The organism is Clostridium sp. ZS2-4 (assembly GCF_026719745.1).
Classification (GTDB): Bacteria; Bacillota; Clostridia; order Clostridiales; family Clostridiaceae; genus Clostridium_H.
Genome location: NZ_JAPPRQ010000054.1, coordinates 14,467 through 40,848, shown reverse-complemented (window position 1 = coordinate 40,848; position 26,382 = coordinate 14,467). Strand labels below are relative to the sequence as shown.

The 26,382-nt window shown below is 28.9% G+C and carries 26 protein-coding genes; 22 read left to right on the top strand and 4 right to left on the bottom strand.

Translation table 11 applies throughout. The features are described from left to right. The first annotated feature begins 5 nt into the window (after positions 1 to 5). The 10 genes from OIO11_RS11075 (at position 6) to yhbY (ending at position 8,259) form a co-directional block, all read left to right on the top strand. Positions 6 to 1,877 (top strand): TIGR03960 family B12-binding radical SAM protein, encoded by a 1,872-nt coding sequence (locus OIO11_RS11075; protein ID WP_268071535.1) that lies wholly within the window; start codon positions 6 to 8, stop codon positions 1,875 to 1,877. Further along, positions 1,852 to 2,571, top strand: a complete 720-nt coding sequence (locus OIO11_RS11070) for a TIGR03936 family radical SAM-associated protein (RefSeq protein WP_268071583.1) — start codon at positions 1,852 to 1,854, stop codon at positions 2,569 to 2,571. Before OIO11_RS11075 ends, OIO11_RS11070 begins: the two co-directional genes overlap by 26 nt. Positions 2,572 to 2,872: 301 nt before the next feature. Beyond that, entirely contained in the window at positions 2,873 to 3,484 is a 612-nt protein-coding gene (locus OIO11_RS11065) for a 3'-5' exonuclease (RefSeq protein WP_268071534.1), read from the top strand. A 36-nt stretch (positions 3,485 to 3,520) separates the two neighbouring features. Next, a complete protein-coding gene (locus OIO11_RS11060) occupies positions 3,521 to 4,966 on the top strand; it encodes an Rne/Rng family ribonuclease (protein WP_268071533.1) in 1,446 nt (481 codons plus the stop codon). 129 nt (positions 4,967 to 5,095) lie between these two features. Continuing rightward, positions 5,096 to 5,407, top strand: coding sequence for a 50S ribosomal protein L21 (rplU, locus tag OIO11_RS11055; RefSeq protein WP_268071532.1), 312 nt, complete (start codon positions 5,096 to 5,098; stop codon positions 5,405 to 5,407). Between the two features lie 4 nt (positions 5,408 to 5,411). Beyond that, complete coding sequence (locus OIO11_RS11050; protein WP_268071531.1) at positions 5,412 to 5,744, top strand: ribosomal-processing cysteine protease Prp; 333 nt, start codon at positions 5,412 to 5,414, stop codon at positions 5,742 to 5,744. A gap of 3 nt (positions 5,745 to 5,747) precedes the next feature. Then, the gene (gene rpmA, locus OIO11_RS11045; protein ID WP_268071530.1) at positions 5,748 to 6,047 is read left to right on the top strand and encodes a 50S ribosomal protein L27; all 300 of its coding nucleotides are present in this window, start codon (positions 5,748 to 5,750) and stop codon (positions 6,045 to 6,047) included. Between the two features lie 52 nt (positions 6,048 to 6,099). Beyond that, positions 6,100 to 6,639: a Spo0B domain-containing protein gene (locus OIO11_RS11040; RefSeq protein ID WP_268071529.1), complete on the top strand. Its 540-nt coding sequence runs from the start codon at positions 6,100 to 6,102 to the stop codon at positions 6,637 to 6,639. Positions 6,640 to 6,683: 44 nt separating this feature from the next. Further along, complete coding sequence (obgE, locus tag OIO11_RS11035; protein WP_268071528.1) at positions 6,684 to 7,958, top strand: GTPase ObgE; 1,275 nt, start codon at positions 6,684 to 6,686, stop codon at positions 7,956 to 7,958. A 10-nt stretch (positions 7,959 to 7,968) separates the two neighbouring features. Continuing rightward, positions 7,969 to 8,259, top strand: a complete 291-nt coding sequence (gene yhbY, locus OIO11_RS11030; protein WP_268071527.1) for a ribosome assembly RNA-binding protein YhbY — start codon at positions 7,969 to 7,971, stop codon at positions 8,257 to 8,259. Positions 8,260 to 8,293: 34 nt separating this feature from the next. Here yhbY and OIO11_RS11025 read toward each other — a convergent pair whose 3' ends face one another. Then, positions 8,294 to 9,388: a GerAB/ArcD/ProY family transporter gene (locus OIO11_RS11025; RefSeq protein WP_268071526.1), complete on the bottom strand. Its 1,095-nt coding sequence runs from the start codon at positions 9,386 to 9,388 to the stop codon at positions 8,294 to 8,296. A 163-nt stretch (positions 9,389 to 9,551) separates the two neighbouring features. On the opposite strand from OIO11_RS11025, the gene OIO11_RS11020 reads away from it, so the two are divergent. The 7 genes from OIO11_RS11020 (at position 9,552) to OIO11_RS10990 (ending at position 15,937) form a co-directional block, all read left to right on the top strand. Next, entirely contained in the window at positions 9,552 to 10,952 is a 1,401-nt protein-coding gene (locus tag OIO11_RS11020) for a spore germination protein (RefSeq protein ID WP_268071525.1), read from the top strand. Beyond that, positions 10,949 to 12,061 carry a Ger(x)C family spore germination protein gene (locus OIO11_RS11015; RefSeq protein WP_268071524.1) on the top strand — a complete coding sequence of 371 codons (1,113 nt, stop codon included), beginning with the start codon at positions 10,949 to 10,951 and terminating at the stop codon, positions 12,059 to 12,061. The genes OIO11_RS11020 and OIO11_RS11015 overlap by 4 nt, the downstream gene beginning before the upstream one ends. Positions 12,062 to 12,173: 112 nt before the next feature. Further along, a complete protein-coding gene (gene nadD / locus OIO11_RS11010) occupies positions 12,174 to 12,776 on the top strand; it encodes a nicotinate-nucleotide adenylyltransferase (protein WP_268071523.1) in 603 nt (200 codons plus the stop codon). A 28-nt stretch (positions 12,777 to 12,804) separates the two neighbouring features. Next, entirely contained in the window at positions 12,805 to 13,386 is a 582-nt protein-coding gene (gene yqeK, locus OIO11_RS11005) for a bis(5'-nucleosyl)-tetraphosphatase (symmetrical) YqeK (RefSeq protein ID WP_268071522.1), read from the top strand. Continuing rightward, positions 13,383 to 14,639 carry an LCP family protein gene (locus tag OIO11_RS11000; RefSeq protein ID WP_268071521.1) on the top strand — a complete coding sequence of 419 codons (1,257 nt, stop codon included), beginning with the start codon at positions 13,383 to 13,385 and terminating at the stop codon, positions 14,637 to 14,639. Before yqeK ends, OIO11_RS11000 begins: the two co-directional genes overlap by 4 nt. Positions 14,640 to 14,658: 19 nt before the next feature. Beyond that, a complete protein-coding gene (locus tag OIO11_RS10995; RefSeq protein ID WP_268071520.1) occupies positions 14,659 to 15,042 on the top strand; it encodes a RidA family protein in 384 nt (127 codons plus the stop codon). Beyond that, positions 15,035 to 15,937 (top strand): RluA family pseudouridine synthase, encoded by a 903-nt coding sequence (locus OIO11_RS10990; RefSeq protein WP_268071519.1) that lies wholly within the window; start codon positions 15,035 to 15,037, stop codon positions 15,935 to 15,937. The genes OIO11_RS10995 and OIO11_RS10990 overlap by 8 nt, the downstream gene beginning before the upstream one ends. A gap of 63 nt (positions 15,938 to 16,000) precedes the next feature. Here the strand turns inward: OIO11_RS10990 and OIO11_RS10985 are convergent, their stop codons facing one another. Beyond that, the gene (locus OIO11_RS10985) at positions 16,001 to 17,272 is read right to left on the bottom strand and encodes a D-alanyl-D-alanine carboxypeptidase family protein (RefSeq protein ID WP_268071518.1); all 1,272 of its coding nucleotides are present in this window, start codon (positions 17,270 to 17,272) and stop codon (positions 16,001 to 16,003) included. 199 nt (positions 17,273 to 17,471) lie between these two features. Here OIO11_RS10985 and OIO11_RS10980 point away from each other — a divergent pair, with 199 nt between their 5' ends. Beyond that, complete coding sequence (locus OIO11_RS10980; protein ID WP_268071517.1) at positions 17,472 to 18,134, top strand: helix-hairpin-helix domain-containing protein; 663 nt, start codon at positions 17,472 to 17,474, stop codon at positions 18,132 to 18,134. Between the two features lie 33 nt (positions 18,135 to 18,167). Here the strand turns inward: OIO11_RS10980 and OIO11_RS10975 are convergent, their stop codons facing one another. Further along, positions 18,168 to 19,595 (bottom strand): spore germination protein, encoded by a 1,428-nt coding sequence (locus OIO11_RS10975; RefSeq protein WP_268071516.1) that lies wholly within the window; start codon positions 19,593 to 19,595, stop codon positions 18,168 to 18,170. Between the two features lie 365 nt (positions 19,596 to 19,960). Between OIO11_RS10975 and lepB the strand changes: the two genes are divergently transcribed. Together lepB and OIO11_RS10965 are read left to right on the top strand one after the other, a co-directional pair. Next, positions 19,961 to 20,479, top strand: coding sequence for a signal peptidase I (gene lepB / locus OIO11_RS10970; protein WP_268071515.1), 519 nt, complete (start codon positions 19,961 to 19,963; stop codon positions 20,477 to 20,479). Positions 20,480 to 20,584: 105 nt separating this feature from the next. Continuing rightward, the gene (locus OIO11_RS10965) at positions 20,585 to 20,902 is read left to right on the top strand and encodes a hypothetical protein (protein WP_268071514.1); all 318 of its coding nucleotides are present in this window, start codon (positions 20,585 to 20,587) and stop codon (positions 20,900 to 20,902) included. Between the two features lie 78 nt (positions 20,903 to 20,980). Here the strand turns inward: OIO11_RS10965 and OIO11_RS10960 are convergent, their stop codons facing one another. After that, on the bottom strand, positions 20,981 to 22,186 hold the full coding sequence (locus OIO11_RS10960) for a class I SAM-dependent methyltransferase (protein WP_268071513.1): 1,206 nt from the start codon (positions 22,184 to 22,186) through the stop codon (positions 20,981 to 20,983). A 229-nt stretch (positions 22,187 to 22,415) separates the two neighbouring features. Here OIO11_RS10960 and OIO11_RS10955 point away from each other — a divergent pair. Together OIO11_RS10955 and OIO11_RS10950 are read left to right on the top strand one after the other, a co-directional pair. After that, positions 22,416 to 23,478 (top strand): IS630 family transposase gene (locus OIO11_RS10955; RefSeq protein WP_268071512.1). Its coding sequence is split into 2 segments (ribosomal slippage): positions 22,416 to 22,937 and positions 22,939 to 23,478, totalling 1,062 coding nucleotides; the frame shifts between segments, so codons are not numbered across the junction. Between the two features lie 693 nt (positions 23,479 to 24,171). Then, positions 24,172 to 26,337, top strand: coding sequence for a transcriptional regulator (locus tag OIO11_RS10950; RefSeq protein WP_268071511.1), 2,166 nt, complete (start codon positions 24,172 to 24,174; stop codon positions 26,335 to 26,337). The last annotated feature ends 45 nt before the right edge of the window (positions 26,338 to 26,382 follow it).

Sequence of the window (26,382 nt, the reverse complement as noted above, 5' to 3'; positions counted from 1 at the left end):
GTTTAATGAACAAAATTTCAGATGATATACTATACAAGGTTGAAAAACCTGCTAGATATACAGGCGGAGAGTTAAATTGTTTTTATAAGGATAAAAACAATGTGGATATAAGATTTGCTTTTTGTTTTCCAGATGTTTATGAAGTTGGTATGTCTCATTTAGGATCTAAAATACTTTACCATACATTAAACCAAAGAGAAGATACTTACTGCGAAAGAGCTTATGCACCTTGGCCAGATATGGAAAAGCAAATGAGAAAAAATAATATACCTATGTATACTCTGGAAACCAAGGATTCTTTAAAAGAATTTGACTTTGTAACATTTACTCTTCAGTATGAGATGAGCTATACAAACATACTTAATATGCTGGATATGGCTGATATAACTATAAGGGCTTCAAAAAGAGGAGAAAAAGAACCAATTATTTTATGTGGAGGACCTTGTGCATATAATCCTGAACCGCTTTATGATATAGCAGATATTTTTGCTTTAGGGGAAGGGGAAGAACAGCTTGATCAGTTGATGGACCTGTATAAGGAGTGCAAGAAACAAGGAATAAGCAAAAAAGAATTTTTAAGAAAAGCTGTAAAAATAAGAGGTATATATGTTCCTAGTCTGTATGAAGTTACTTATAATGAGGATGGAACTATAAAAGAGTTTAATCCTAAATATGTAGATGTACCAAAAAAAGTTTCAAAGGCTGTAATTAAAGATTTTAATGAAGTTGAATTCCCAGATAAGCTACTAGTGCCTTATACTGAAATAGTTCATGATAGAGTTACTCTTGAAGCCTTTAGGGGATGTACAAGAGGATGTAGATTCTGTCAAGCTGGAATGATTTATAGACCTATTAGAGAAAAAACTACTGAAAAACTACTAGAACAAGCGGAGCAATTATTAAAAGCTACTGGATATGAAGAAGTTTCACTTGTATCATTAAGTATTTGTGATTATTCAGATATACAAAACTTGATTATGTCTTTAATACAAAAATACAAAGAAAAAAAGGTGGGAGTTTCACTTCCATCAATTAGAATAGACGCATTTTCAGTAGATTTAATAAAAGAGATTCAAAAGGTGAGAAAAACAGGACTGACTTTTGCTCCGGAAGCTGGAAGTCAAAGAATGAGAGATATAATAAATAAGGGCGTTACTGAACAAAATCTTTTAGATTCTGTAACCAGTGCTTTTAAGTCTGGATGGTCAACTATTAAGTTATATTTTATGATCGGTCTTCCTTATGAAAGAGATGAAGATGTTTTAGGTATAGCTGAGTTAGGAAAAAAAGTTGTGGAGCAGTATTACAGTGTACCTAAGGAGGAAAGAAAGAAAGGACTCAGAGTTACTTTAAGCACATCTATCTTTGTACCTAAACCTTTTACACCTTTTCAATGGGCTCCACAAGATAGAATGGAAGTTGTAAAAGAAAAGATTAAGTGTCTAAGAGGGGCAATAAAAAGTAAGCAAATTACATACAATTGGCACGAGTCTCCTGTAAGTTATATGGAGGCGATTTTAGCAAGAGGTGATAGAAAGCTTTGTGATGTTATAATTAAGGCTTTTGAAACGGGAGCAAAATTCGATGGATGGGCAGAACATTTTAGTTTTGAAACATGGCTAAAAGCTATGGAAGAATGCGGAGTAGACGGAGATTTTTATGCTTGTCGTGAAAGAAGCTACGATGAAGTCCTTCCTTGGGATTTTATAGATATTGGAGTATCAAAGGAATTCTTAATTAGAGAAAATGAAAAAGCTAAAAAAGAAGAACTTACGGTAGATTGCAGACAAGGGTGCAGAAATTGTGGAATAAATACAAATGAAGACTTTAAAGAGAGGACGTGTTTTGAAAATGCGATATTTAATAAAGTACACTAAGGAAGATAGTATAAAATATGTCTCTCATTTAGAGTTAATGAGAACTATACAAAGAATAATAAGGAGAGCTGAGCTTCCAGTTCAATATTCTCAAGGATTTAATCCACATATAATATTATCTATTGCTCAACCACTTTCAGTTGGAGTATATTCAAAAGGGGAATATATGGATTTACTTTTTAGAGAAGAGCTGGATGTTGATTGCATAAAAGAAAAGTTAAGTGAAAACTCACCTAAAGGAATAAGAATATTGGATGTAATAAAGGTTAGAGAGAAAATAGGAGATAAAAAAGCACCACAATCAATGGCAGCTATTGAAGCAGCAGAGTATAATCTTAAAATTAAGTGTATACATCCTGAAACAGTAGAAAAAGAATTAGAAGAGTTAATGAGTAATGAAGACTGGATTACTATAAAGAAAAGCAAAAAAGGGAGTAAAGAGGTTAATATAAAATCTCTGATTAAGAAATTTAGTTATAATTTAAATGATAATATTCTAGAAATAGATACCTTGGTTACTTGTGGAAGTAAAGACAATTTATCGGCTCAATTACTTGGTGAATTTATAAAGGCTAATATACAAGGAGTGAATAAAGAAGCTTTTATTGCTATAGAAAGACAAAACATGTTTGCCTATAAAGGAAAGAAACTTGTTCCGATTAATGAATACTTTTCAATAGTTAGTGACCAGTAACCCGAAAGAAAAAAAGATGACTAAATAATTTAAATTCAGTAAAAATAAACATAAAAAAGAGCAAAAACATAGAAAATTTCTATGTTCTTGCTCTTTTCATTATTTAAATTTAGGTTTTGCCTTAGCAAAACTTCATTTACTGGTTACTGGCTACTGCTTACTAGAATAAAATTGCTTCATAATTTTATTCTATAGTTATATTATATCTGATAATTTACTCAATAGTTTTACTTTATCCATGAATAGGGTATAATTAGTAATGTAAAAAATTTTGCAATATTTTTAAAGGGGTATATATTTAATGGGTTTTTATATTATAAAAGATTGGGAAATGAAATTCAGTCCTTATAGTTTACTGGCTATAGATTTTGAATTTATTACTACAAGAATTGTTCAAAATAAAGCAAAAAAATATTTTCAAGAAATTGTGGAAATTGGAGCAGTATTGAGTAAAGATGAGGATGAGACTCTAGAATTCCAAAGGATTATTAAACCAAGGCAATATATAAACTCTAAGGATAAGAATGTTCATAGAATTTATGCAGAACGTTTCACTAAAGAACAAATTGAAAATGGTGTAGATTTGGAAAAAGCGTTTTTAGAATTAAAAAAAATATATATTCCTAAAGAGACCATTTGGATATCTTGGGGAAAATCAGAATATGACATCTTAAGAACTGTATGCAAAAGTTATGAAATAGCAATACCTTTTTTGAAAGAAGATTATTTAGACTTATCTATAGAATTCAAAAAGTTTTATAATATTAATCAAAATTTAAGTTTAGATAAAGCATTAAATATATTAGGTATTCCTTCCTTAGATAGACATGAGGCATTACCTGATGCAAGAGTTTTAATGCAAACAGTTAAAACAATGCTTATGGATGGATATGAAATTGAGAAAATATATTGAAAAATGTATGTTATTTATTAGATGAGGTGAAGTATATTGGAAGAAATTTTTATAGAAAGACAGAAAAATATTTTAAGAATTGCTCTTAGAGAAAACAATACGCTTAAGGAATGCTTTATAGAAGAAGAAAGTATTGAACCATGCTCTGGTGAAATATATAAAGCTGTAGTTAAAAATATAGTACCAGGAATTAAATGTGCTTTTCTCGATATAGGATTTCAGAAAAATGCGTATATGTATCTTCATGAGAAATTTGGTAATGCACATTTGAAAAATGGAGATGAAGTATTGGTTGAAGTAATGCGAGAACCAATTTTAGAAAAAGGGGCTAAAGTTACTAGTCAAATAAGTGTTCCGGGTAGATACGTAGTTATTATAACATATAACAATTATATTAATTTCTCGAAAAAAATTGAAGATAATGATAATTTTACAGAGTATATAGTAGAAAATATAGTAAAGCCAAATGAAATAGGTGTTATGATTAGAACTAATGCCTTAAATGCTGAAATAGAAGATATAAATAAAGAAATAGAAGAGTTATATGAAATTTATAAAAGAATTAACAAAGAAGGAACTTATTCCATAAAGCCAAAACTTTTGTATAATGGTGGAGGAAGTCTTGGAAGAATATTAATAGATATATTAAGTGAAAATACAGAGAAAGTACTAGTAAATGAAAAAGAAGATTATGAATATATCAAAGAATTCATAAAAAATAAATCTGATTTAAATATAAGTGTAGAGTTATACTCTGAAAAACAAAATCTTTTTAGTTATTATAATATAGAAAAGGAAATCCTATCTTTAAGAAATAGTAAGGTAGTTCTTCCAAGTGGAGGAAATATTATTATAGAGAAAACGGAAGCAATGTATGTTATAGATGTTAATTCAGCTAAGAATACAAAGCAGAGCTCTATAGATAAAACTGCCTTGATTACAAACATAGAGGCAGCAGAAGAAATTGCAAGACAGATAATGATTAGGAATTTAAGCGGGATAATTGTAATTGATTTTATAGATATAAACAATATTGAAAATAAGAAAAAAATTATGTATGCATTAAAAGAAGGATTTAAAGATGATAAAAAGAAGACTATAATTTATCCTTTTACAAAACTTAATTTGGTGCAGATAGCAAGGAAAAGGAGAGGTAAATCTATATATGATTTTATAGAAGAAGATTGTACCCTGTGCAAAGGAAAAGGAAAAAGAATAAATCTTTCGTATTTAAATAGTTTAATAAGAAATGAAATTATTAAGATAAGCAGCAAGTATGATATTAATGATATATATATAGAATTAGATGGAATTTATGAAAAAGATATATTAGGAGATATTATAGAGTTTATAAGAGATATAGATGCTTTGGACAAGAAGATATATGTAAATTTTATGGAAAATTTAGAGTATTTCAAGGTTGAACCTTTGTTATTTAATAGTCAAATAAATAAATTTGAAAAGCTTAAGATATATGGTTAAATTTTTCTTTACAAATATAAATAGATGTGATAAAATGGCATTTGTAAACCGCGCGCATAAGGTTTTTCAAATCACGAAATTATTTTGTGTACCGAAGGCGGCGAGACTCTTATAAGGAGGTGTATTTTGATGTACGCTATAGTTAAGACTGGTGGAAAACAATACAGAGTTCAAGAAGGAGACGTTTTATTTGTTGAAAAGCTAGACGCTGAAGTTGATTCAAACGTTGAACTAAATGAAGTTCTTGCTGTAAACAAAGAAGGCGAATTAGTTGTTGGAGCTCCTGTAGTTGAAGGCGCTAAGGTTGTTGCTAAAGTAATTAAACAAGGAAAAGCTAAAAAAGTTATCGTGTTTAAATACAAGGCGAAGAAAGACTCAAGAAAGAAAAATGGACACAGACAACCTTATACTAAGTTACAAATAGAAAAGATAGAAGCTTAATTTTATGATTGATGTATTATTCAGATTTAAAAAAGGATATATTGTAGCATACGAATTAGAGGGTCATGCAGGGTTTGATGATATTGGAAATGATATTCTATGCAGTGCGGTATCATTTTTGTCACAGACTACTCTAAATGGACTTTCTGAAGTGTTAAAAGTAGATGTGCAATATGAATTTGATGATGATGGATACTTAAGTGTTAGCATAGAGAATGAAGAAGACGAGCATATCAACAAATGTCAGGTCTTACTACAAACTATGTTATTAGGAATAAAGAGTCTTATTAAAGACGGCTATGAAGATTACATACGTTTATTTGTTAAGGAGGTGTGAAGAATGATAAGAATAAACCTTCAAATGTTTGCCCACAAAAAAGGTCAAGGGGCATCTAAAAACGGTAGAGATTCTGAATCTAAAAGACTTGGAACTAAATGTGGAGATGGTCAATTTGTTCTTGCTGGAAATATCTTAGTAAGACAAAGAGGAACAAGAATACATCCAGGAACTAACGTTGGTAGAGGCGGAGACGATACACTTTTTGCTAAAATTGACGGTATAGTAAAATTCGAAAGAGTTGGAAGAAGTAAAAAGCAAGCTAGTGTTTACCCAGTAGTATTCGAAAATGTAGCTGAATAATTAAAGGCACCCAATAGGGTGCTTTTTTAAAACTCATTAATGGAGGCTTATAATGGAGGGGTTGAATAATTTTATAAATTATTTAAGAAAAGAAAGACATGATTTCATGAATGATATACAGGTTATTTATGGGTACATTCAGTTAGAAAGAAATAAGGAAGCAAAACAATATATACAGAAAATAGTTGAAAAGAACAGCTGCATAAGTAGAGTATATGCTTTGGGGAATGAGTATTTTGGATTTTTAATAGAAGAGAATTTAAAAAAGTTTTTGAATAAGGGAATTAAAGTAGAGTTACACATAGAAATAGATGGATTTTTAAAAACTACATTTCAAAAAGATTACAATAAAAAAAGAATTTTAGTAAATAATATATTTAATGAAGTAGAGAATTACAAATCTGATTTTGTTTATATATATATCTTTGAAGACGAATTAGGGGAAAGTTTATTTATAGCTAATAAGGAATCTTTAGTGGATGAATTGGATTGGATTGAAGAGTGGGAACAGATTTATTCAGAGGAGACATACATAAAAATACATAAATATAATTATGATAAGAATTTTGCTTATAGATTAACATTTACATAGATAAATGGCAATAACAATAAACTAACTAAGGTAGGGTGATAAGAATGTTTATAGATACAGCCAAAATATTTGTAAAGTCAGGAAATGGTGGTAATGGGTGTGTTTCTTTCAGAAGAGAAAAGTATACTCCATTAGGAGGACCAGACGGTGGAGATGGCGGTAGTGGTGGTACTGTTGTTTTGCAAGCGGACAGGAATTTAACGACCTTACTTGATTTTACATACAGTAAGAAATATTCTGCGGAAAATGGAAAAGATGGTACTGGGTCCAAGTGTTTTGGAAAAAAAGGTGAAGATTTAGTTATTAAAGTACCAATGGGAACTATGATTAAAGATGTGGAAAGTAATAAAATAATGGCTGATTTGGCTCATGATGGTGATACATATATAGTTGCCAAAGGAGGTAAAGGCGGAAAAGGAAACTATCATTTTGCAACTCCAACTAGGCAGGCACCAAATTTTGCAGAACCAGGAATGCCAGGAGAAGAAAGATGGATTTCTCTAGAAGTGAAATTATTAGCTGATGTAGGCTTGTTAGGATTTCCTAATGTAGGAAAATCAACTTTACTGTCAATGGTGTCAAAGGCAAAACCTAAAATAGCAAACTATCATTTTACAACTTTAAAACCAAATTTAGGGGTAATAAAGCCAGAAGGAGCGCCTGCATTTGTTATGGCTGATATACCAGGTATAATTGAAGGTGCCTCAGAGGGTGTTGGACTTGGACTTGACTTTTTGAGACATATAGAAAGAACTAGACTTTTAATACATGTTGTAGATATATCAGGAATTGAAGGTAGAGATCCAGTAGAGGATTTTATTAAGATTAATGAAGAGCTTAAGAACTACAATGTGAAGCTTTGGGATAGACCTCAAATTGTTGCTGCGAATAAAAGTGATGTATTATATGATGAAGAAGTTTTTGAAAGATTCAAGAAAGAAGTTAATAAAATGGGATATACACAGGTATTTAAGATATCAGCTGCAACAAGAGAAGGAGTAGATGATCTTATTAAAGAAGCTGCTAGAATGTTGAGTACAATACCTGTAAAAGATATGGAAATAGAAGAAGTAGACAGATATATACCTGAAGAAAAACGATTTACTTATAAGATAACTGTTGAAGATAATGTATATTCTATAGAAGGAAGCTTCGTAGATAGACTTCTTCAAAGTGTAAATGTATATGATCCAGATTCTTTAAGATACTTTCATAAAGTATTAAAGAACAAAGGTATTATGGATGAGCTTAGAGAGCTTGGTATCCAAGATGGAGATATTGTAAGACTTGACGATTTTGAATTTGAGTTTTTAATGTAGGAGGAAACATATGATAACAAGTAAACAAAGAAGTTATTTAAGAGGTCTAGCAAATACAATCGCCCCTATTTTTCAAGTAGGTAAAAATGGAGTTGAGGATACTTTTTTAAAACAAGTAGAAGATGCACTTAAGAAAAGAGAACTTATAAAAATAAAAGTACTAAATAACAGTGGTATTACGGCGCGAGAAGCTTCAGACATTATATGTGAAGAGATAAAATGCGAAGGAGTTCAAGCAATAGGAAATATTTTAGTTCTTTATAAAAGAGCAAAAAAGGCAAAAATAGAATTACCTAAATAATATATAATAAAAAATAGGAAGATGATTTTTCTTCCTATTTTTTATTATTGGGATTTTTAATATTATGTTTTATCAAAAATATAGTATAAACCATAAAGGGTATTATTATAAAGTTGACTAAGCTGATGTAATTATAATAAACTAAAAATTTTAAAAGCATGAAACTATTTTTAGATATTAAGAAAGAAAATAAAAAAGTTAAAATAGAAATAATGTATATGCTGTACTTATTTATTAAATCAAATTTTTTTAGTAGATTTATAAGTCCGTAGAAGGTTAAAATGTATTTTACAAACCATCCTCCTACAATCTGAAGCATTACAAAAAATTCTCCACTTTCTAAAAAACCAAAATAACTCACCAATTGAGTTTGAATTAATTTTGGATACCATATATTGATTGCTCGGTTAGCACCGAAAGTGGTTATTACTCCTGTCATTGATACTATTTCCATTTGAATTACTATTATTAGGGCTATGATGCTGTTCCTAATTAATTTACTTTTTTCTTTTTCATTTATATTTACTAAAAACGGCAAGAAAATAGTTATACCAGCATATCCTCCTAAGGACTTTAATGTAGCAATCCCAAAATTCAAATCTAATCCATTCTCTAATATTGGAAAAAGATATTTGCTTTCTTTATATTTAATAGTCATTATCCCTAAATTAATTCCTGCAAACATTATAAATATTATGCCTAATATGGTTATAACAATTATTGACCTTAGGCCCTTACCTACTGAGTATATTGCAATTACTATAAAGAATAAAAGGATATACCAAGGGGGACTATCTAAAAGCATATTTTGATGCACTGCACTGGATTCAATTGAGGCACATTCAATTAAAGTTAAGAATAAAGCAAAAATGAACAAAAATAAGCATATAGTACCTAATCTTTGACCTAATGTTGAACTATATATTTCAAATATATTATATGTATTAGTTTTTTTGCAAATCCATAATATATAGACAGTAAATAATAAAATTAGTAAAGAAGCTATTGAGACTGCTATCCAAGAATCTCTTCCACCATATTTCACGATTATATTTGGATAGGTTTTTAAGGCAACTATTGACGTTCCGAGAATTATAAAAATAAAATGACGAGCATTTAAATTGTTCATCTATTTCCCACCTTATAAAATATTATTCCATTAAATGAAAATTAATAATTTAATGGAAATATAAACAATAACTATTATGATATTATTTACAAAAAAGAGAATAGTATTCTTAAAAACTACAAAAAATAACTACACTTAAGGGTAACTATGAGGTGGTGATAATGTGAATGAACAATATGTTAAAAACTTAAAGGAAAAATTAAAAGACAGCTTCGATGTTAAATATAGAGAAATCGAATGTTCACAGGGAATAATATATGCTATATATATTGATAATTTGTGTGATTCAAAATTCATCAGTGAATATATAATAGAGCCTCTATTAAAAAGTCATAGAGTTAGAGATACTGAAAATGTAAAAAAAGAAGTGTTATGGGCTAATAATGTAGGAGAAGTAAATTCAGAAAATGAGGCAATAATGCATATCTTATCTGGAGATGTAATTTTGGTGTTCAACTTCCAAAAAACTATTCTTTATTGTGAAGCTAAAGGATTTGCTAAAAGACCTGTATTTATTCCACCTACAGAAGCTGTTATTAAGGGACCCAGAGAAGGATTTAATGAAGTTATTGTAGAGAATATAGCCTTGATAAGAAGAAAGATTAAAAATGAGAATCTTAAGTTCGAAAGCATGGATTTTGGTGAAAAGTCAAATACCACTGTGGTAATTTCCTATATTAAAGGAACAGCCTCACAAAAATTAGTTCAATATATAAAAAGCAAAATTAAAGATATAAACTCAGATTTCATATTAGATACAAACTATATTGAAGAAGAATTAAAAAACAATTACTCTGTTTTTGATACTATTGGATATACAGAAAAACCAGATATTGCAGCTTCTAAATTATTTGAAGGAAAAGTAATAGTTATGGTAGATGGTACACCTTCAGTTATTATAGCGCCTTTCTTTTTTATAGAAAATTTACAGGCGGCAGATGATTACTATTTAAATAAATATTTTACTAGTATTTCAAGATTTCAAAGATGGATTGGATTAATAACAGCAATTATTTTACCGGGGTTATATATAGCTTTGAGCACCTACCACTTTGCATTGCTTCCTACAGTTTTCGTAGTCAGGCTGGCTAATTCAAGAGTGGGTGTTCCTTTTCCAACCATAGTTGAGGTAGTAATTATGATATTATTTTTTCAATTATTAAGAGAAGCGGGAATAAGATTACCTCAGCCCACGGGGCAGGCATTAAGTATAGTAGGAGCATTAATTTTAGGAGAAGCAGCTATAGGAGCAGGACTTACTTCACAAACTACTATAGTTATTGTTGCTGTATCCGCTATTTCTACTTTTCTGGTACCAAATTTATATAAGGCTATAGTAGTTTGGAGTAATATAATATTATTATGTTCATCTTTATTAGGACTTCCAGGCTTCTATATGGGATTTTTTTTACTTTTATCTCATTTAGCTTCTTTGGAGAGCTGTGGATACCCTTACTTATTTCCTATTGGAACATTACAATCTTATAAATTAAAAGATGTATTCATAAGAAGCAGCCTTGATGAAATATCTAATACTATATTTGATAAGGATGAAAACAAATGAAGAAAATATGGAGTGGATTAGTTATTGCGATTGTAAACTGTATATTGATGACAGGATGCTTTAGTTATAAGGATATTAATAAAATTTTATTTGTTACTGCTGTACTTGTAGATATTGATAATGACAATAAACCTATAGTTTATTGTGAGGCTTTTAAAGCAAAAGGAGGTGATGAGAAAGGGGAGGGAGATAGAATCATTTTTAAAGGCAAAGGGAAAACATGCTTTGAAGCTGTAAGAGAAATAAGTTTAGGTTCTAGTTTTAAATTAAATTACACTCAAAATAAAGTTCTAATTTTTGGAAGTAGGGCAGCGGAGTATGGTTTAGACAATTTCATGGATTTTTTTGACAGGGATCAAGAGATGCTTATAAGACCTTTCATTGGTGTTTATGATGGAGAGTGTGAAATGTTATTACAAGCAGACTTAGATGAAGAAAAGTATTTGGGAGTATATGTTATGGAACTTATTAATAATGTAGGAGCATCTTCAAGGGCTATACAACTATCTTTAAATCAATATTTGAATCAAAGACTAGTAGGTGACAAGACTAGTATAGCACCATTAATAAAGCTGCAGAGTGGTGGAATGGGAAACAAGGTTGAAATAGATGGTGGAGCAATATTGAAAGAGGATAAAATGGTAGGTATTATAAGTAAACAAGAGGGACAGGGATTTAATTTTTTAATGAATTCTGTTAAATCTGGAACCTTAGAACCTAAGAATCCTGAAGCAGAAGATAAGTTTGTAACATTAGAGATTTTAAAAAGTAAGACTAAAACAGAAATAAAATATGAAGAAGACAAGATAAAATTAATTAAGAATATAAAGGTTAAGGCATCAGTAGGTGAGGTACAGGAAAAGCTTGTAATCAATGATAATACTTTAAAAGTATTAGAAATGACAAGTGAAGAGAATATTAAGAAAGCATGCAGAATAATTTTTAATCAATATAAAGATGATGGAATAGATATTTTTGATATAGAGGAAGAATTACACAGAAAATATCCTAAAGTAAAAAAGAATAATCCTATAAAGATAACTGAGTTAATTGTGAATGCAGATGTTGAAATTACACATTCTGGTGATACATTGAATTTTATTAAGTAAATCAGGTAAGAAGTTTGATATAGAAACTTCTTGCCTTTAATTTTTATTTTTTTATGATATACTTTTTAAGGTAGGAAACAATAATATACTGCTAGAAGAGGAATGATTTTAAATGAAGAGAAAAGGCATATTTGGAGGAACCTTTGACCCAATCCATAATGGACATCTTCATATAGCATATGAGGCATTATATAAATTAGGTCTGGATAAGGTTATATTTATTCCGTCGGGGAATCCTCCACATAAAACTGATAAAATTGTAACTGATGCTCAGTTAAGATTTACATTAGTTAAAGAAACTATAAAAAATGAAAAAAAATTTGAAGTTAGTGATTATGAAATCAAAAAGAAAAATTTAAGTTATACATATGAAACTTTAAAATTCTTCAATTTTCTGCAACCTAAAACTGAATGGTATTTTATAACAGGAGTAGATTGTCTGATGCAGATAGATACTTGGAAAAATGTTGATCAGATTTTAAGTCAGTGCAAATTTGTAGTGTTTAATAGACCAGGATATAGTAAACAAGATATACAAAATCAAAAAAAGAAAATTGAAGAGAAATATGATAAACAAATAATATTTCTTGATATACCTATCTTAGAAATTTCATCTACTCAAATAAGAGAAAAAATAAAAAAAGGAGAGAGTATAGGCTATTTGATTCCGGAAAAGGCAAAGTATCTTTTAAATGAAATGGAACTTTATAAATAATTTATATTAAGAGGGGGAGCATTATAACATGTGGTCGGAAGAAAAGATTATTGAATATTTAAAAGAAAACTTAAATATGAAAAGATTTAAGCATAGCTTAAGTGTTAGAGATACAGCAGTAAAATTAGCAGAAATTTATGGAGCGGATATAGAAAAAGCAAGAATGGCAGGCATAGTACACGATTGTGCTAAATACATGGAAAATGACAAAATGGTAAATATTGCAGAAAAATATGGGTATAATATAAATGAGATTTGTATAAAAACTCCAAGTCTGCTGCATGGAGCTGCGGGAGCTTATGTAGCAAAAAACATAATGGGAATAGAGGACAAAGATATATTGAATTCTATAGCTTATCATACTACTGGAAGAAAAAATATGAGTCTTCTTGAGAAGATAATTTATATGGCAGACTATATTGAGCCTTTGAGATCTTTCCCAGGAGTTGAAGAAGTAAGAAAATTGACATATGAAGATATAGATAAGGCTTTAATTGTATCTCTTGAAAATACAATGCAATATATAATTAAAAATGGTCAGTTATTGCATTGCGATACAGTGGAAGCAAGAAATCATATGGTATGTTTAAAATATATGGAGGATATATGAGCAAAAAAAAGAGAAGTTCAGTGTTGAAAATTATATTATTCATTATAACTTTAACTATATGCATAGGAGTTGCTGGAGGTACGTATATTTACCAGAGTCTTTCTAAATTGAGTGAGAATTCACAGGTAAAAGATAATGTAATAAATACAGAAGAAGGTATAGTTATTGAAAAGAATAAGAATGATTCAATAAACATCTTAGCTTTAGGTGTAGATATTGGTGATCCAACATCTAACAGTAAAAATGACCCAAAACGTACAGATACAATGATTCTTATCCACTATAATCCTGTTAATGAGTTTATAAATTTAATTTCTATACCAAGAGATACTTTAATAAGAATAAATAAAAAAGATTCTAAAATTAATGCTGCACATGCTTTGGGGGGAGTCGCCTATGCTATAGATGCTGTAGAAAAACTTCTTGATGTAGAAATAGATTATTATGGAAAGATAAACTATGAAGGTTTTAGAAAGATTATAGATTCTATTGGAGGAGTTGATATGAAAATAAGCAGGAGTATGAATTACGATGATGATTCTCAAAATTTACATATTCACTTCAAAAAAGGAGAAAAGGTACATTTAGATGGGAAAAAGGCTGAACAATTTTTTAGATGGAGAAAAAATAATAATGGTACTGGTTTGGCAGAAGGAGATCTTGGCAGAATTGAAAATCAACATATGTTTATAGAAACGGTTATTGAAAAGCTAAAAAGCCCTAAAATAATACCTAGAATACCTGCAATTTTTATGACGGTTCCTAAATATTGTGAAACAAATATGTCTGCTGAGGATATAATTAAATATGGCTGCGATTTCATTAGAGCCGATGAAGTTAAAATGCAGACTCTAAAGGGAGATGCACAATATATTAATGGTATTTCATATTTCCTTTATGACAAAAGTTTTAATAAAGAAATCTTAGATGTACTTCATGATACAAAAGTAGTTAAACAAGGGATAGATATTGATAAAAATACCATAAAAATTAAAGTTTTGAATTGTACAAACGAAAATGGGTTAGCTGCCGAGTATAGAAAATATTTAAATAAAAAAGGCTACACTAATATTACTATAGGTAATGGAAAAGGTAGTGATATTACAAAAATTTATTTCAAAGGATTGAATGAGCCAGAGATAGAATATATAAAAGAAGACTTAAATATAAAAAAAACAGGAATAATTGATGACAATAGTATAAAATTTGATATAATAGTTATGTTAGGAAAAAATCATGAGAATATTCAATAGAAGACGAGGAGGAAAAAATATGGAAAAACAAATTATTAGTACAGTAGATGCACCAGCAGCAATAGGTCCATATTCACAAGCTGTTAAAGTAGGAAATTTATTATTTACTTCAGGTCAAATCCCATTAGATCCACAAACTGGTGAATTAATTAATGATAGTATAGAAAATGCATCTGAAAGAGTAATGCAAAATTTAAAAGCTATTTTAGAAGAAGCAGGAACTAGTTTTGAAAAGGTTGTAAAAACGACTGTACTTTTAAGTGACATAAATGATTTTGGTAAAGTAAATGAAGTATATGGAAAATATTTTAGCTCAGAACAACCAGCAAGATCTTGTTTTCAAGTTGGAAAACTTCCCAAAGATGCACTACTAGAAGTTGAGGTAATAGCAGTAGTTGAATAGTGAAAATATCGGATTGAAATTTCTAGTTAAAAAAGAGGAAGATGGTTTAAAGCTTAATGAATATCTTAGAAGTGTAGCAAAGTTTTCTAGCAGATTTACTCAAAAGGTTGTTAGAGGCGGAGGAGTTAAAGTTAACGGTACTAATGCAACTCTATTTTCAAAATTAAAAAGTGGAGATGTAATAGAAGTACAAATAGAAAAAGAAGAGGAACAAGATATTATTCCTGAAAAAATGCCTTTAGACATAATATATGAAGATTCTGATATATTAGTAATTAATAAGCCAAAAGGAATGATTGTACATCCAACTAGAAGCTGCATTAATGGTACATTAGCTAATGGAATCTTGTATTATTTAAGAGAAAAAGGTGAAAAGAGTATTGTTAGACTGGTAAGCAGGTTAGACATGGACACTTCAGGGCTTATTCTTGTTGCAAAAAATGCTTTTAGTCATATGTCTTTGGCAAGAGATATGAATAGAAAAGAATTTCAAAAAACTTATTTAGCTATAGTTCATGGAAACCTTTCAGAAAAAAATGGGACTATAGATAGACATATATATAAAGTTGATGATGGAAGCTTAAAACGAATTGTTGATCAAAGAGGTCAGAAAAGTATTACCCACTTTGAAGTAGTAGAAAGTTTTAAAGAGGCTGACTTAGTAAAGCTTGTTCTTGAAACAGGACGTACTCATCAGATAAGAGTTCACTTAAGTAGCTTAGGTAATCCCATAGTTGGAGATTCTCTTTATGGTAAGAATGAAGAAGATTACATAGACAGGCAAGCGTTACATGCATGTGGATTGCAAATCCCACATCCAAGAACTGGTGAAATACTTAAATTTCAATGTGATTTACCAGCGGATATGGTTAAGCTTCTAAGTAAGCTAAAATAAAATATATTAAAAAATAAAAGGTCAGATTACAATTATTAGAGTGTAATCTGACCTTAATTTAGTTTAGTTTCTTGAATTATTATACATATTAATATTATTCTTATATTTTTTTCTCTTTCTATCTCTTCTCTTTTTTCTGATTCTTAAAAGAGTTACAACAATCAATAAAGCTCCACCACAATATTTCAAGGTTTTTAAAATGTTTGAATATTTATTTCCAAAGGATATAAGAGAATGTTTTGAAGAATAATCTATCCCACTAGCAATATTTAAAGTACCGATATCTTCGTTGTTATATGTTACAACAGCAGTTAGAATATTGTCACCTCTTTTAAAAGATTTTTTACTTAAGTCCTTATTATTTATTTTAAAAGTAGGAATTTCCGTAGAATCCTTACTTTTTACGTAGTAAAAATTTTCAGCACTTAAAATAGGAATTTTAGAAGTTTCATCAATAGCATAATCTCCCAAGGAATCCCCCTCTAAGTGAAAAGATTCTAGAGAAAAGTTATCGAATCCATAGTCAAACAATTTTCTAACATCCGACCAGTATGTATGCTCACTATCGTGAAGAAGTACTGCTATAAGTCTTTGACCATTTCTTGAAGCCGTAGCTACATAAGAGTGCTTAGATTGTATGGTATAACCTGTTTTTCCACCTTCACAACCCTCATAATAATATGAGGAGTTTTTTTGAATTAACCTATTTTTATTCCCAATATAGCGTTTTTCTTTACTCTTATTTGTTGGTGGTATGTAATACATTGGGGTAGTTGAAATTTCTTTATACTCAGGATGTTTAATTAATTCCTTTAGTATTAAAGCTAAATCTAAAGCGCTTGTTCTATGATTATCATCATATAACCCATGAGGATTAACAAAATTTGTGTTTTTGCAACCTAGTTCTTTTGCACGTTTATTCATAAGTTTTGCAAATTCTTCTGTAGAACCTGATATGTGTTCTGCCAGGGCTTCGGCAGAATCGTTAGCTGATTGTAAAAGCAGGCTGTACATCAAATCTTTTATCGTTAATTTTTCATCTTCAAATATATATATTTTACTTCCCTCGGTAAAAGGAGGTTTTTTTCCTACTGTTACAATATCGCCTAATTTACAATTTTCAAGTGTTAAAAGAGCCGTCATAATTTTGGTGGTTGAGGCTGGTGGATATATAGTATTTTCATTTTTAGAATATAAAATATCACCTGTAGTTGCATCCATTAAAACTACACCATCAGCAGAAACTTTAGGGGGTGAGCTGCTAGCTTGTGCACTATTTGATATAAATGAAACAGATAATAAAAATGTCATAAAGCATATTAATATTTTACGCATCAGTTACCTCCTAGATTTTATAACAATAGTATATCAGAAAACTTTAAGTATATCAAAGTTGGTGTTAAAATTGTATAATATTTACAAAAAAATGAGTCGTTTCAGAAAGGTATTGATATATAATTTTCATAAAAAGCTATTAATTAAGGAATAAATGTCAATAATTAATGTAATCAATATAATTAATGGAGGAATAATGATGGATAAAAAAGAAAAATTAATTGGTTCCATAGTTATGGTTACGGGATGTTTAATATTCTTATTAGTAGGTTATTTTTCTTCTAAACCTGAAGCGTATAATACAGATGTTGTTTTTAAAAACCAAACTGCAGAAAAAAAGAAGCAGGAAGTTATTGTAGATAATTCTCAGAATTCAAATACAAAACCAACAGAAATCACTTCAAATGATTATAAGACAATTGTTGTTGAAATTAAAGGTCAAGTTAAAAATCCTAATGTATATGTAATGAAATTTGGAAGCAGGGTTTATGAACTAATTCAAAAGGCTGGAGGATATACTGTCAAGGCAGATACTTTTTCAGTAAACGGCTCTATGAAGCTAAAGGATGAAGATTGTATTATGGTATATAGCAAGGAGGAAATTAAAAATTCCAGAATGCCTAATCAATTGAATAGAATAAATTCAACTACTGGAGAAGAAGAGAGAGGAAAAATAAATTTAAATACGGCTACAAAGGAAGAGTTAAAAACACTTCCTGGAATAGGAGAAGTAACTGCCCAGAAGATAATAGATTATAGAGAGCAAAATGGTGGATTCTCATCAGTTGAAGATTTAAAGAAGATAAGTAGAATTGGAGAAAAAACTATTGAGAAATTTAAAGATAAAATTGAAGTAAGATAGTATTTATAGTAACCAGTTGGTAGGTACTGGTTACTATTTAGGTCTTTTGTTTTTACCTATTTCAGGAATTGGCTTTCTAAAGAACATATTAGAAAAAGCCTTTTTGTCAAAGGGGAATAAGGGCCATAAATATGATTGATTTCCGAAGGCTTTTGTTGTGAAAATCACAGTTGATATAATTATTATACCTATAATAAAACCAATATTTCTAAACATTCCTGTTAAAAGTAAAAGAAATAGCCTAAAAATTCGAATTGCCATACCAAATTCAACACTAGGTGTTGCAAAGGTACTCATGCCTGCAATTGCCATATATAAAATGGTTTCTGGAACAAACCATCCCACTTTTACAGCCAAATCTCCTAATAGTAGTCCACCAATAATACCAATAGAGGTTGATAAAGCATTAGGTGTGTGAATAGAGGCAATACGAAGAAAATCAATACCAAATTCTAATATTATAAATTGTATAAAAATAGGAATCGATGCTGTTTCCTTAGGTCCAATAAATTGTAGCCATGCAGGTAAAAAATCTTGATTATAAACCAAAAGAAGCCATAAGGGGGTAATTAATAAAGAAGAAAATATGGCTAAAAATCTAATCCATCTTAAATATGTTCCAACCATTGGATTTTGATAGTAATCCTCTGCATGCTGTGAAAAATGGAATATGGTAACAGGCAGGAGCATTACGCTGGGAGAAGTATCAACAATAATTGCAATATGTCCTTCCAGAAGGTGAGCTGCAACTACGTCAGGTCTCTCAGTAAACCTTGCTTGAGGCAATGGATTATACCATTTCTTTTTGATTAATAATTCTTCAAGTGTTTTCTCTGCCATTATTAGTGCATTTACATCTATTTCTTCCAGTTTCTTTTTTAATTCGCCTAAAAGTTTGTGATCTACTACATTATCTATATAACCTATTGCTACATCGGTTCTTGATTGTTTGCCTACATTTGTAAGTTCAAAAATCAATTTTGGATCTCTAAGTCGTCTTCTGATTAATGCTGTATTAAAAACAATGGTTTCTACAAGTCCATCTCTAGAACCTCTTGTGACTTTTTCTAAGTCTGGTTCTTGTGGACCTCGTACAGGATATTCTCTAGCATCTATAATGATACCTTTGTTTTCGCCATCTATAAAAAGTGCAATAGCTCCAGAAAGTACTGATGTTTCCATAGCTTCAAAAGTATCAAATTGGTCAACTTCTATATATGCAATATGGTTTTGTATAAGCTTTTGCAGGGTATCCGCAGAAAGATTTTCTTTTTTTACGTTTTGTAATTCTTCAAGTATAAAAAGCATGATTTGATCTTTGGCAAATCCATCAATGAGGACTAAATAGGCGTTTAAATCGCCTATGTTCCAATCTCTACCTATTATATCAAAGCTTTGTTCAATAGCTAATCTTTCTTTTAATATCCGCTTATTTTCATCTAAGTTTTTTGCTAGATTCACTAATTTAACCTCCCTTCAATGCTAGTGTATCCCAAATTAATATTTTTATTTGTTAAAAAATGATCTGAAAAACATAATTTCTAGGTCATTAAAAAATCTCATTGCTAAAGTATTTTACTATTAATTTAGCTAATTTTTAAAATATATAGTAACTGTTTTGACATAATCTTTTTATGCTTATTACATTAGAGTGTAATTAATAAATTGTTAAAATACATATATTGAATTATATGGTATAATAGTATTTTAAAGATAAGGATGATAAATTGTGTAAAATTAGGCAAATATAAAAAAGACTTGATTTAAAAACGAAAATGTATAAATACAATATGAAAAAATTTCTTAAATTAGTGGAGGATGAAAAAATGAATGAAAAATGTAAAGAATTAGTTCAAACATTAGTAATATTTTTATGCGTAATTTGCATTAATATATTTGTTATAGGAGCGGTTAGAGTTGAAGGAAAATCTATGTATCCTACATTAAATAATAAGGTGGATAATGATAGAATGCTAGTAGAAAAGATAAGTAATTATACAAAATCATATAGACGAGGAGAAATAATAATATTTAAGCCTTATGAAGAAAATAAAGATATTTATGTGAAAAGAATTATAGGAGTACCAAATGATATTGTAGAAATTTCTAATGGAAAAGTCTATGTAAATGGAGATGAATTAAAAGAAAACTATTTAAAAGCTGGTATTGAAACATACCCAGAAATCAAGGTTACAGTTCCTGAAAACCAAGTTTTTGTTTTAGGAGATAATAGAGGTAACAGTGTAGATAGTAGAAAAATAGGAACAATTTCAATGGACAATATTAAAGGACATGCTTTGTATAGATTCAATATTTTAGAGTTTTCAGCAAGTAAATTAGAGTAGTACAATAAATTTAAGTGAGTCTTAATATTTAGTTAACAGTGTACCATAAGGCGTTAATGATGCGTATAATATATCAAACTTTATTCTATAAAGAGGTAATATATTTTGAATCTAGAATCAACTATGTTTGAATTAATTATTGAGTCTGTTCTGGTAGATGTGGTAGTTGAGTTTGTGAAAGTTATATTTAATGCATATTTTAAAACAAAAAATATAAAATATAAAAATGTCGTTCTAAGAAGTATTAGTATAGGAATAGGAATTTTACTGAGTATTGCATATGGATGGGATTTCCCAGCTAGGTTAGGTTTAACTAGTAGAATATCTTATATAGGTCAAATTATAACGGGAATGTTAATATCGCGAGGTTCTAATTCTATTCATGATATTTTGAAAAAGATAGGCGTAAATACTAAGATTTAGTGTAAAAACATGAAGTAGTATAATACATTATATATTATACTGCTTCATGTTTTTATGTAGTGATTTGTTTATATTACTTTACCATTCATTTAAAAATCTATACAAAGCAGGATATACATTTAAGGACTTCATTAAGTTAATATATTGATCCATAGCGCTTTGGTCTTCGTCCTTTACTTTTATGGCTCTAATCATAAGATTTTTAGGAGTCTCCAGTGGAGAGATATATTCTACTACCGAAACATCATAGCCCTTTGCTTCAAGCATAGTAGCACGCATACCATCTGTCAGTACGTCAGCCATTCTAGCTTTTAAAATTCCATGTTTAGTTATGCTTTTAAAAGGCTCATAAGAGTATTGATTTAAAAGTTCTCTATGACAGCAAGGAACTGCAATAATAACATCTGCATTTACTTTTATACCTAGAGCAAGAGCCATATCAGTAGCAGTATCACAGGCATGAAGAGATAAAACAATGTTTATTTTTTTATCAGGCACATAATCTTTTATATCTATTGCGTGGAATTCCATATTTCTATATCCCAGATTATTTGCCATTTTTTTAGAACTTTCAATAACATTTTGAGAATAATCAAGACCAATAAAATGACATTTAATTTTTTTTACTTCTGTCAAATAATAGTTAAGAACAAAGGACAGATAAGATTTTCCGCAGCCACAGTCAAGTAGAGTTATAGTACCATCGGTAGAAAGTTTATTAAATATTCCATCTAAAAGTTCCACATAATGATCTATTTGATTGTATTTTCTTATTTTATCATTCTTTATTTTCCCGTCTTTAGTCATTATATTAATTTCTTTAAGAAGGTTATCTGCCTTACCTATTTTAACATAATAATCTCTATTCAATATAGTAGAGGTTCCATCAGTGTGGTGACAGCCTAAATTAGAGTTGCTGATATTTTCTTTAATTTTATTGGTATTATCAGTTTCTTTCATTTCAATATTTTTCATAGTTACAGCTTTATTATCAGCAGAAATTAAAATATCAGTGCCTCTTTCACAATATATAAATTGCAATGAGTCATACTTTTCAGCATCTTTGCATATTTTTTCAAACATATTTTTTATGCTTAAAGTTTCAGTAACACCATTAAAGTTATATTTTATCTTTCCATCATCATAAATACCATGACCGTTAAATTCTTTAATTCCTGTTTTGAAGCTTATAGAAACACTTTTTAAAATAGAATAATTTTCTGAAAATCTGTTTTCTAAACCCATAAAAAATAGTTTTAATTTAGTTAAATTTTGTTTATTCATATGTATGTTTTATTCCTCCGTCTTTTCATATTAATATGATTATAACAAAACAGTTCAATAAAATTCAATTCTATATAAACCATAATATATATTACAATTATTACTACCATTGTTCAATGATCAATCAATAAGAAAATTTCGATGAAATTATTTATTGAAACTTATANTTAATATAAACCTATATAAAAATCCAAAATAATAGAAAAAAGAATTTATGTGAGGATTTTATATGGAAACTATAGTGCTAAAAGATATTAATGGTTATGATGAAGATATTAAAATTTTAAAAGAAGCATTAAAGAAAACTGAAAATATAAGAGTGCATAAAAGATACTCAATATTATTACTTCATTTTCAAGGATTTACAAATAAAAAAATAGCTGAAATGCAGGGCTTAGAGCCCCATGCCGTAGGCAATTATATTAGAGATTACAAGCTGAATGGATTAGCAGGATTGGAAATGAGATATAGTACTGGTGCTCCTAAAAAACTTAGTGAAGAGCAAGAAACTAAAATGATTGAAGTTATTACAAATAACACTCCTGACGAAGTCGGCTTTGAAGGACGAAAAAACTGGACTATAGAAATAATAAGACAATGGGTTATTAATGAATTTACGGTTAAAATCAGTCATAGTGGAATGGCTAAAATTCTACATAGGCTAAATTTAAGCTATACAAGACCCACCTATGTATTGGCAAAAGCAGATAAATCAAAGCAAGAAAAGTTTAAAGAAGATTTTGAAGTTCTAAAAAAAACTCCTTAATGGGAATATAGATAATATTCTATTTGAAGATGAATCTATGATTAGGGATTATCAAGCTATTCAAAAGACATGGTTTTTGAAAGGAAAGCAGAAGAAAATACCTACCTACGGCAAAAATGCAGGTGTAAAGCTGATAGGAATATTAGATTATGAAACAGGAACTGTTTATTGCGAAGAACATGAACGATATGATGCAACAGTATTCCTTGAATTCTTAAAAGCTACGCTAAATCGGTATCCTGATGGGAAAATAGTGATGATTCTAGATAATGCTAGAATTCATCATGCAAAAATGGTACAACCCTTCTTGGAAGAAATGAAGAACAGATTAGAATTAATGTTTTTGCCACCATATAGCCCAGAGCTGAATTTAATAGAGGGGTTATGGGGATGGCTAAAATCATCTGTAATTAATAATGTATTTTTCCAAACACTATCTCAAGTAAGAAGGACTATACAGAAATTTATTAAGCATATAAATAAAGTTCCTACACAAACAGTAGATAGGCTATGTGTAAGAATGTAGGAACTTTAATAGAACTTATATACTATAAAATATTTTGTTTATTTAAGATAAGTTAAAGAATTATGTTTTTTAAACTTAGTAAAACTTAGTCAAATTTAGTCAAATGCATATCTTACATCTTTCGACATCGAAGAAGTTAAAACTGTTAAATGAAAATTATTTAATTTATTGAAAAATATAACAAATAATTTCTCACGCAAGCGTTGTAAAAAGTAATTATTACTATAATATAGACTTTTGGAAATTGTCAATTCTGCAGAATACATTTTATAATTAATTTTTATTATAATCTTTTAAAATGTTAAAAAATGTAATTAGAAAATGGAAAAGCATGAACTAAATTATAAAATGGATTTAAAAATAATATAATTGTAATTACATGAAAAAATTTACTGTAAAATATTGAAGTTATATACATGTTTATGATAAAATAATAAAAAGTTTAGCATGTAGAAATAATATGAATATATTAAAAAATATGTAATGAATTTATACTTATATTAACTAAATTAGAATAAATTTAATAAATTTTGAAAATATATAAAGAATAAAGATTAAGCTAAAATTTGAATTATAAATTTCAATTACATCAATATGGTAAAAAAAATAATTATTTACTTAAATTAGATAAAAGATTAATACAAGTATACAATAATTATTACAATATATATTAAAAAAATGAGGGGGGTAAAAATGGAGACCATTTATCAAACAAATAGAAGTATACTTTTTGAAGAAATTAATCCAGAAAAACTTGATCTTATTACAATTGTAGGAGATGTGAAAGGAATCGACAGCTTAAGTGATGAGAAAATTAAAGAAATTAATGAATATCTTCTCATAAAAAGTTTTGATGAATTTTTAGAAAAGTTTTCTCCAAGTGTATACTCATTCTATAATACTACTAATCAAAAAGTTGTTTATACACTAAAAAAACCAGAAAATATTTCAGAAGACTGTATTTCTGAAATTAAACTTGATAAAAACAATGATTTTTTAAAAATGTTGTTTACTCTTATAGATACAAAGAGGAGTCAAGGTATAAAAAATGTTGATTTTAAATTTGAAAAAGTTTTGGATATGATATCTCCTAAAAAAGTAATAGAAGATATAAAGCAGGTGAGAAAGGAAATTCATTATTTATACAATAAATATGAAGAATTGGATGAAGAAGATCCAAAAAAATTGGAACTTGGTGATAAACTGAATTATAAATTTGAAGAAGCAAGTAAAAATTATAACAATGTTATGGCTATGCTGCCGTTAGCAATAGATGACATTAAAACAAGACTTTTACTGGGAAAAACTCAGGAAGACAATGAAACTGCAGATATTCAAATAGGTATGTTAACAATGGGAGACAATGGTGAATTGAAAATAATAGAAGCTCCTAAAACTGACAGCAGTGAACTTATGGTAATGGATGAAGATAAAAATAATAGTCTTGTTGGTGTATTTGAAGATGATTATAATGCTATTACAGAAAATGCTTCTGATTATGTACAAGACCTTGTAGTAAGAACATTTTGTCCTTTGCCAACAGTACAAACAGAAATAGACATAGAAAGAGAAGTGGAAAATTATAATACTTATCTTGAATTTTATAAGACTGCAAAAGATGATTTCGTAAAAACTGCTAAGCCTTTAGTGGAAAAAATACTAGGTGTAAAAATGTTTTTTGACCAATATAACACTAAAAATAAAGGAATGCAGCCAACACTTATTGTTACTAACAATAAACTTGATATGACAGTAAAAAACAATAATATGCCTAGATTAGAAACATATTTGAATACGGTAAATGCAAAAAATGATTTTGCTGATACAATATGGTTTGCTATAGCGCCTGCTATAGAAATGGAATCTGTAAAAAAAGTAAATAATATAAGAGAAAGATTCAAAGGAAATAAAAAGACTATACAAAAAGAAGGTAATACAATTGAATCATTGACTTTACTGCTTGAAGCATTGAGAAAATACAAAGTACAGTTGTTTTTCAATTTTCAAGCTAATGAAGAAACTACATTTGATAATATGGCTATAGCTGGAGTTGATAAATACATAGATAAATGTGAGTTGTTAACTGGTCAAGATTATAGTGAATTTGCTATACCTTGTATGCCTAATTTTACCATCATACCTAAAGATAAATCAGGTGTATTGATAGATAGTAAAATGATGCATACAGAAGAAGGTGTAAAGCTGTCACAGGAAAAAGAAGATATGTTGAAGTTATGGATAGAAGGTGTATATGTAGATGCTGCTTATGTAGCTGCTGGAATTGTGACAGCTTATCAATGTCCAGAATATTTAAAAGAATCTTTCAAAAATGTAAGTAGAAATTATCCTGGAATAAGATTTGATATAGAGTCAGGCGAAAACAATCTAAAAGTAATTACAACTATGGCAAAAGAAATATCAGGTTTTACAAATAATATAAAGGATGTTATAAATAGAAGAAATTTTGGATTTGTTTTTTCATCCGAAAATGCACAGTTACAAGGAAAGAATATAAATAGAATAACTGTTTATAAAGCAAGAAGTCTTGCTCTTACAGAAGATGGATTTGATTTGATTTATAAGACAAGCGTAAGTACTTATATAGAGAGAATTTTAAGATTCCAAACAAGTGATTTTAAACAAGACAACATTGTAAAATTCTTTAGTAATAATCCAAGCAGCCAAAAAAGCAAATGGCTTAACAATTCAAGCTTTGTAAATTCAATTATTCAAGATGGAGATGACTTAAATTATATTATAGATGATGCAAGTAATTTATGTCAGATTGATCTTGTATTCAATGGTAATGTTAAAAATCTTGAAGTGGCTATTACAAAAAGTACAAGTGCAGCTAAATAAAATACATGAAAAGGGTACAAGCTATACTAACTTTTGCTATTGATA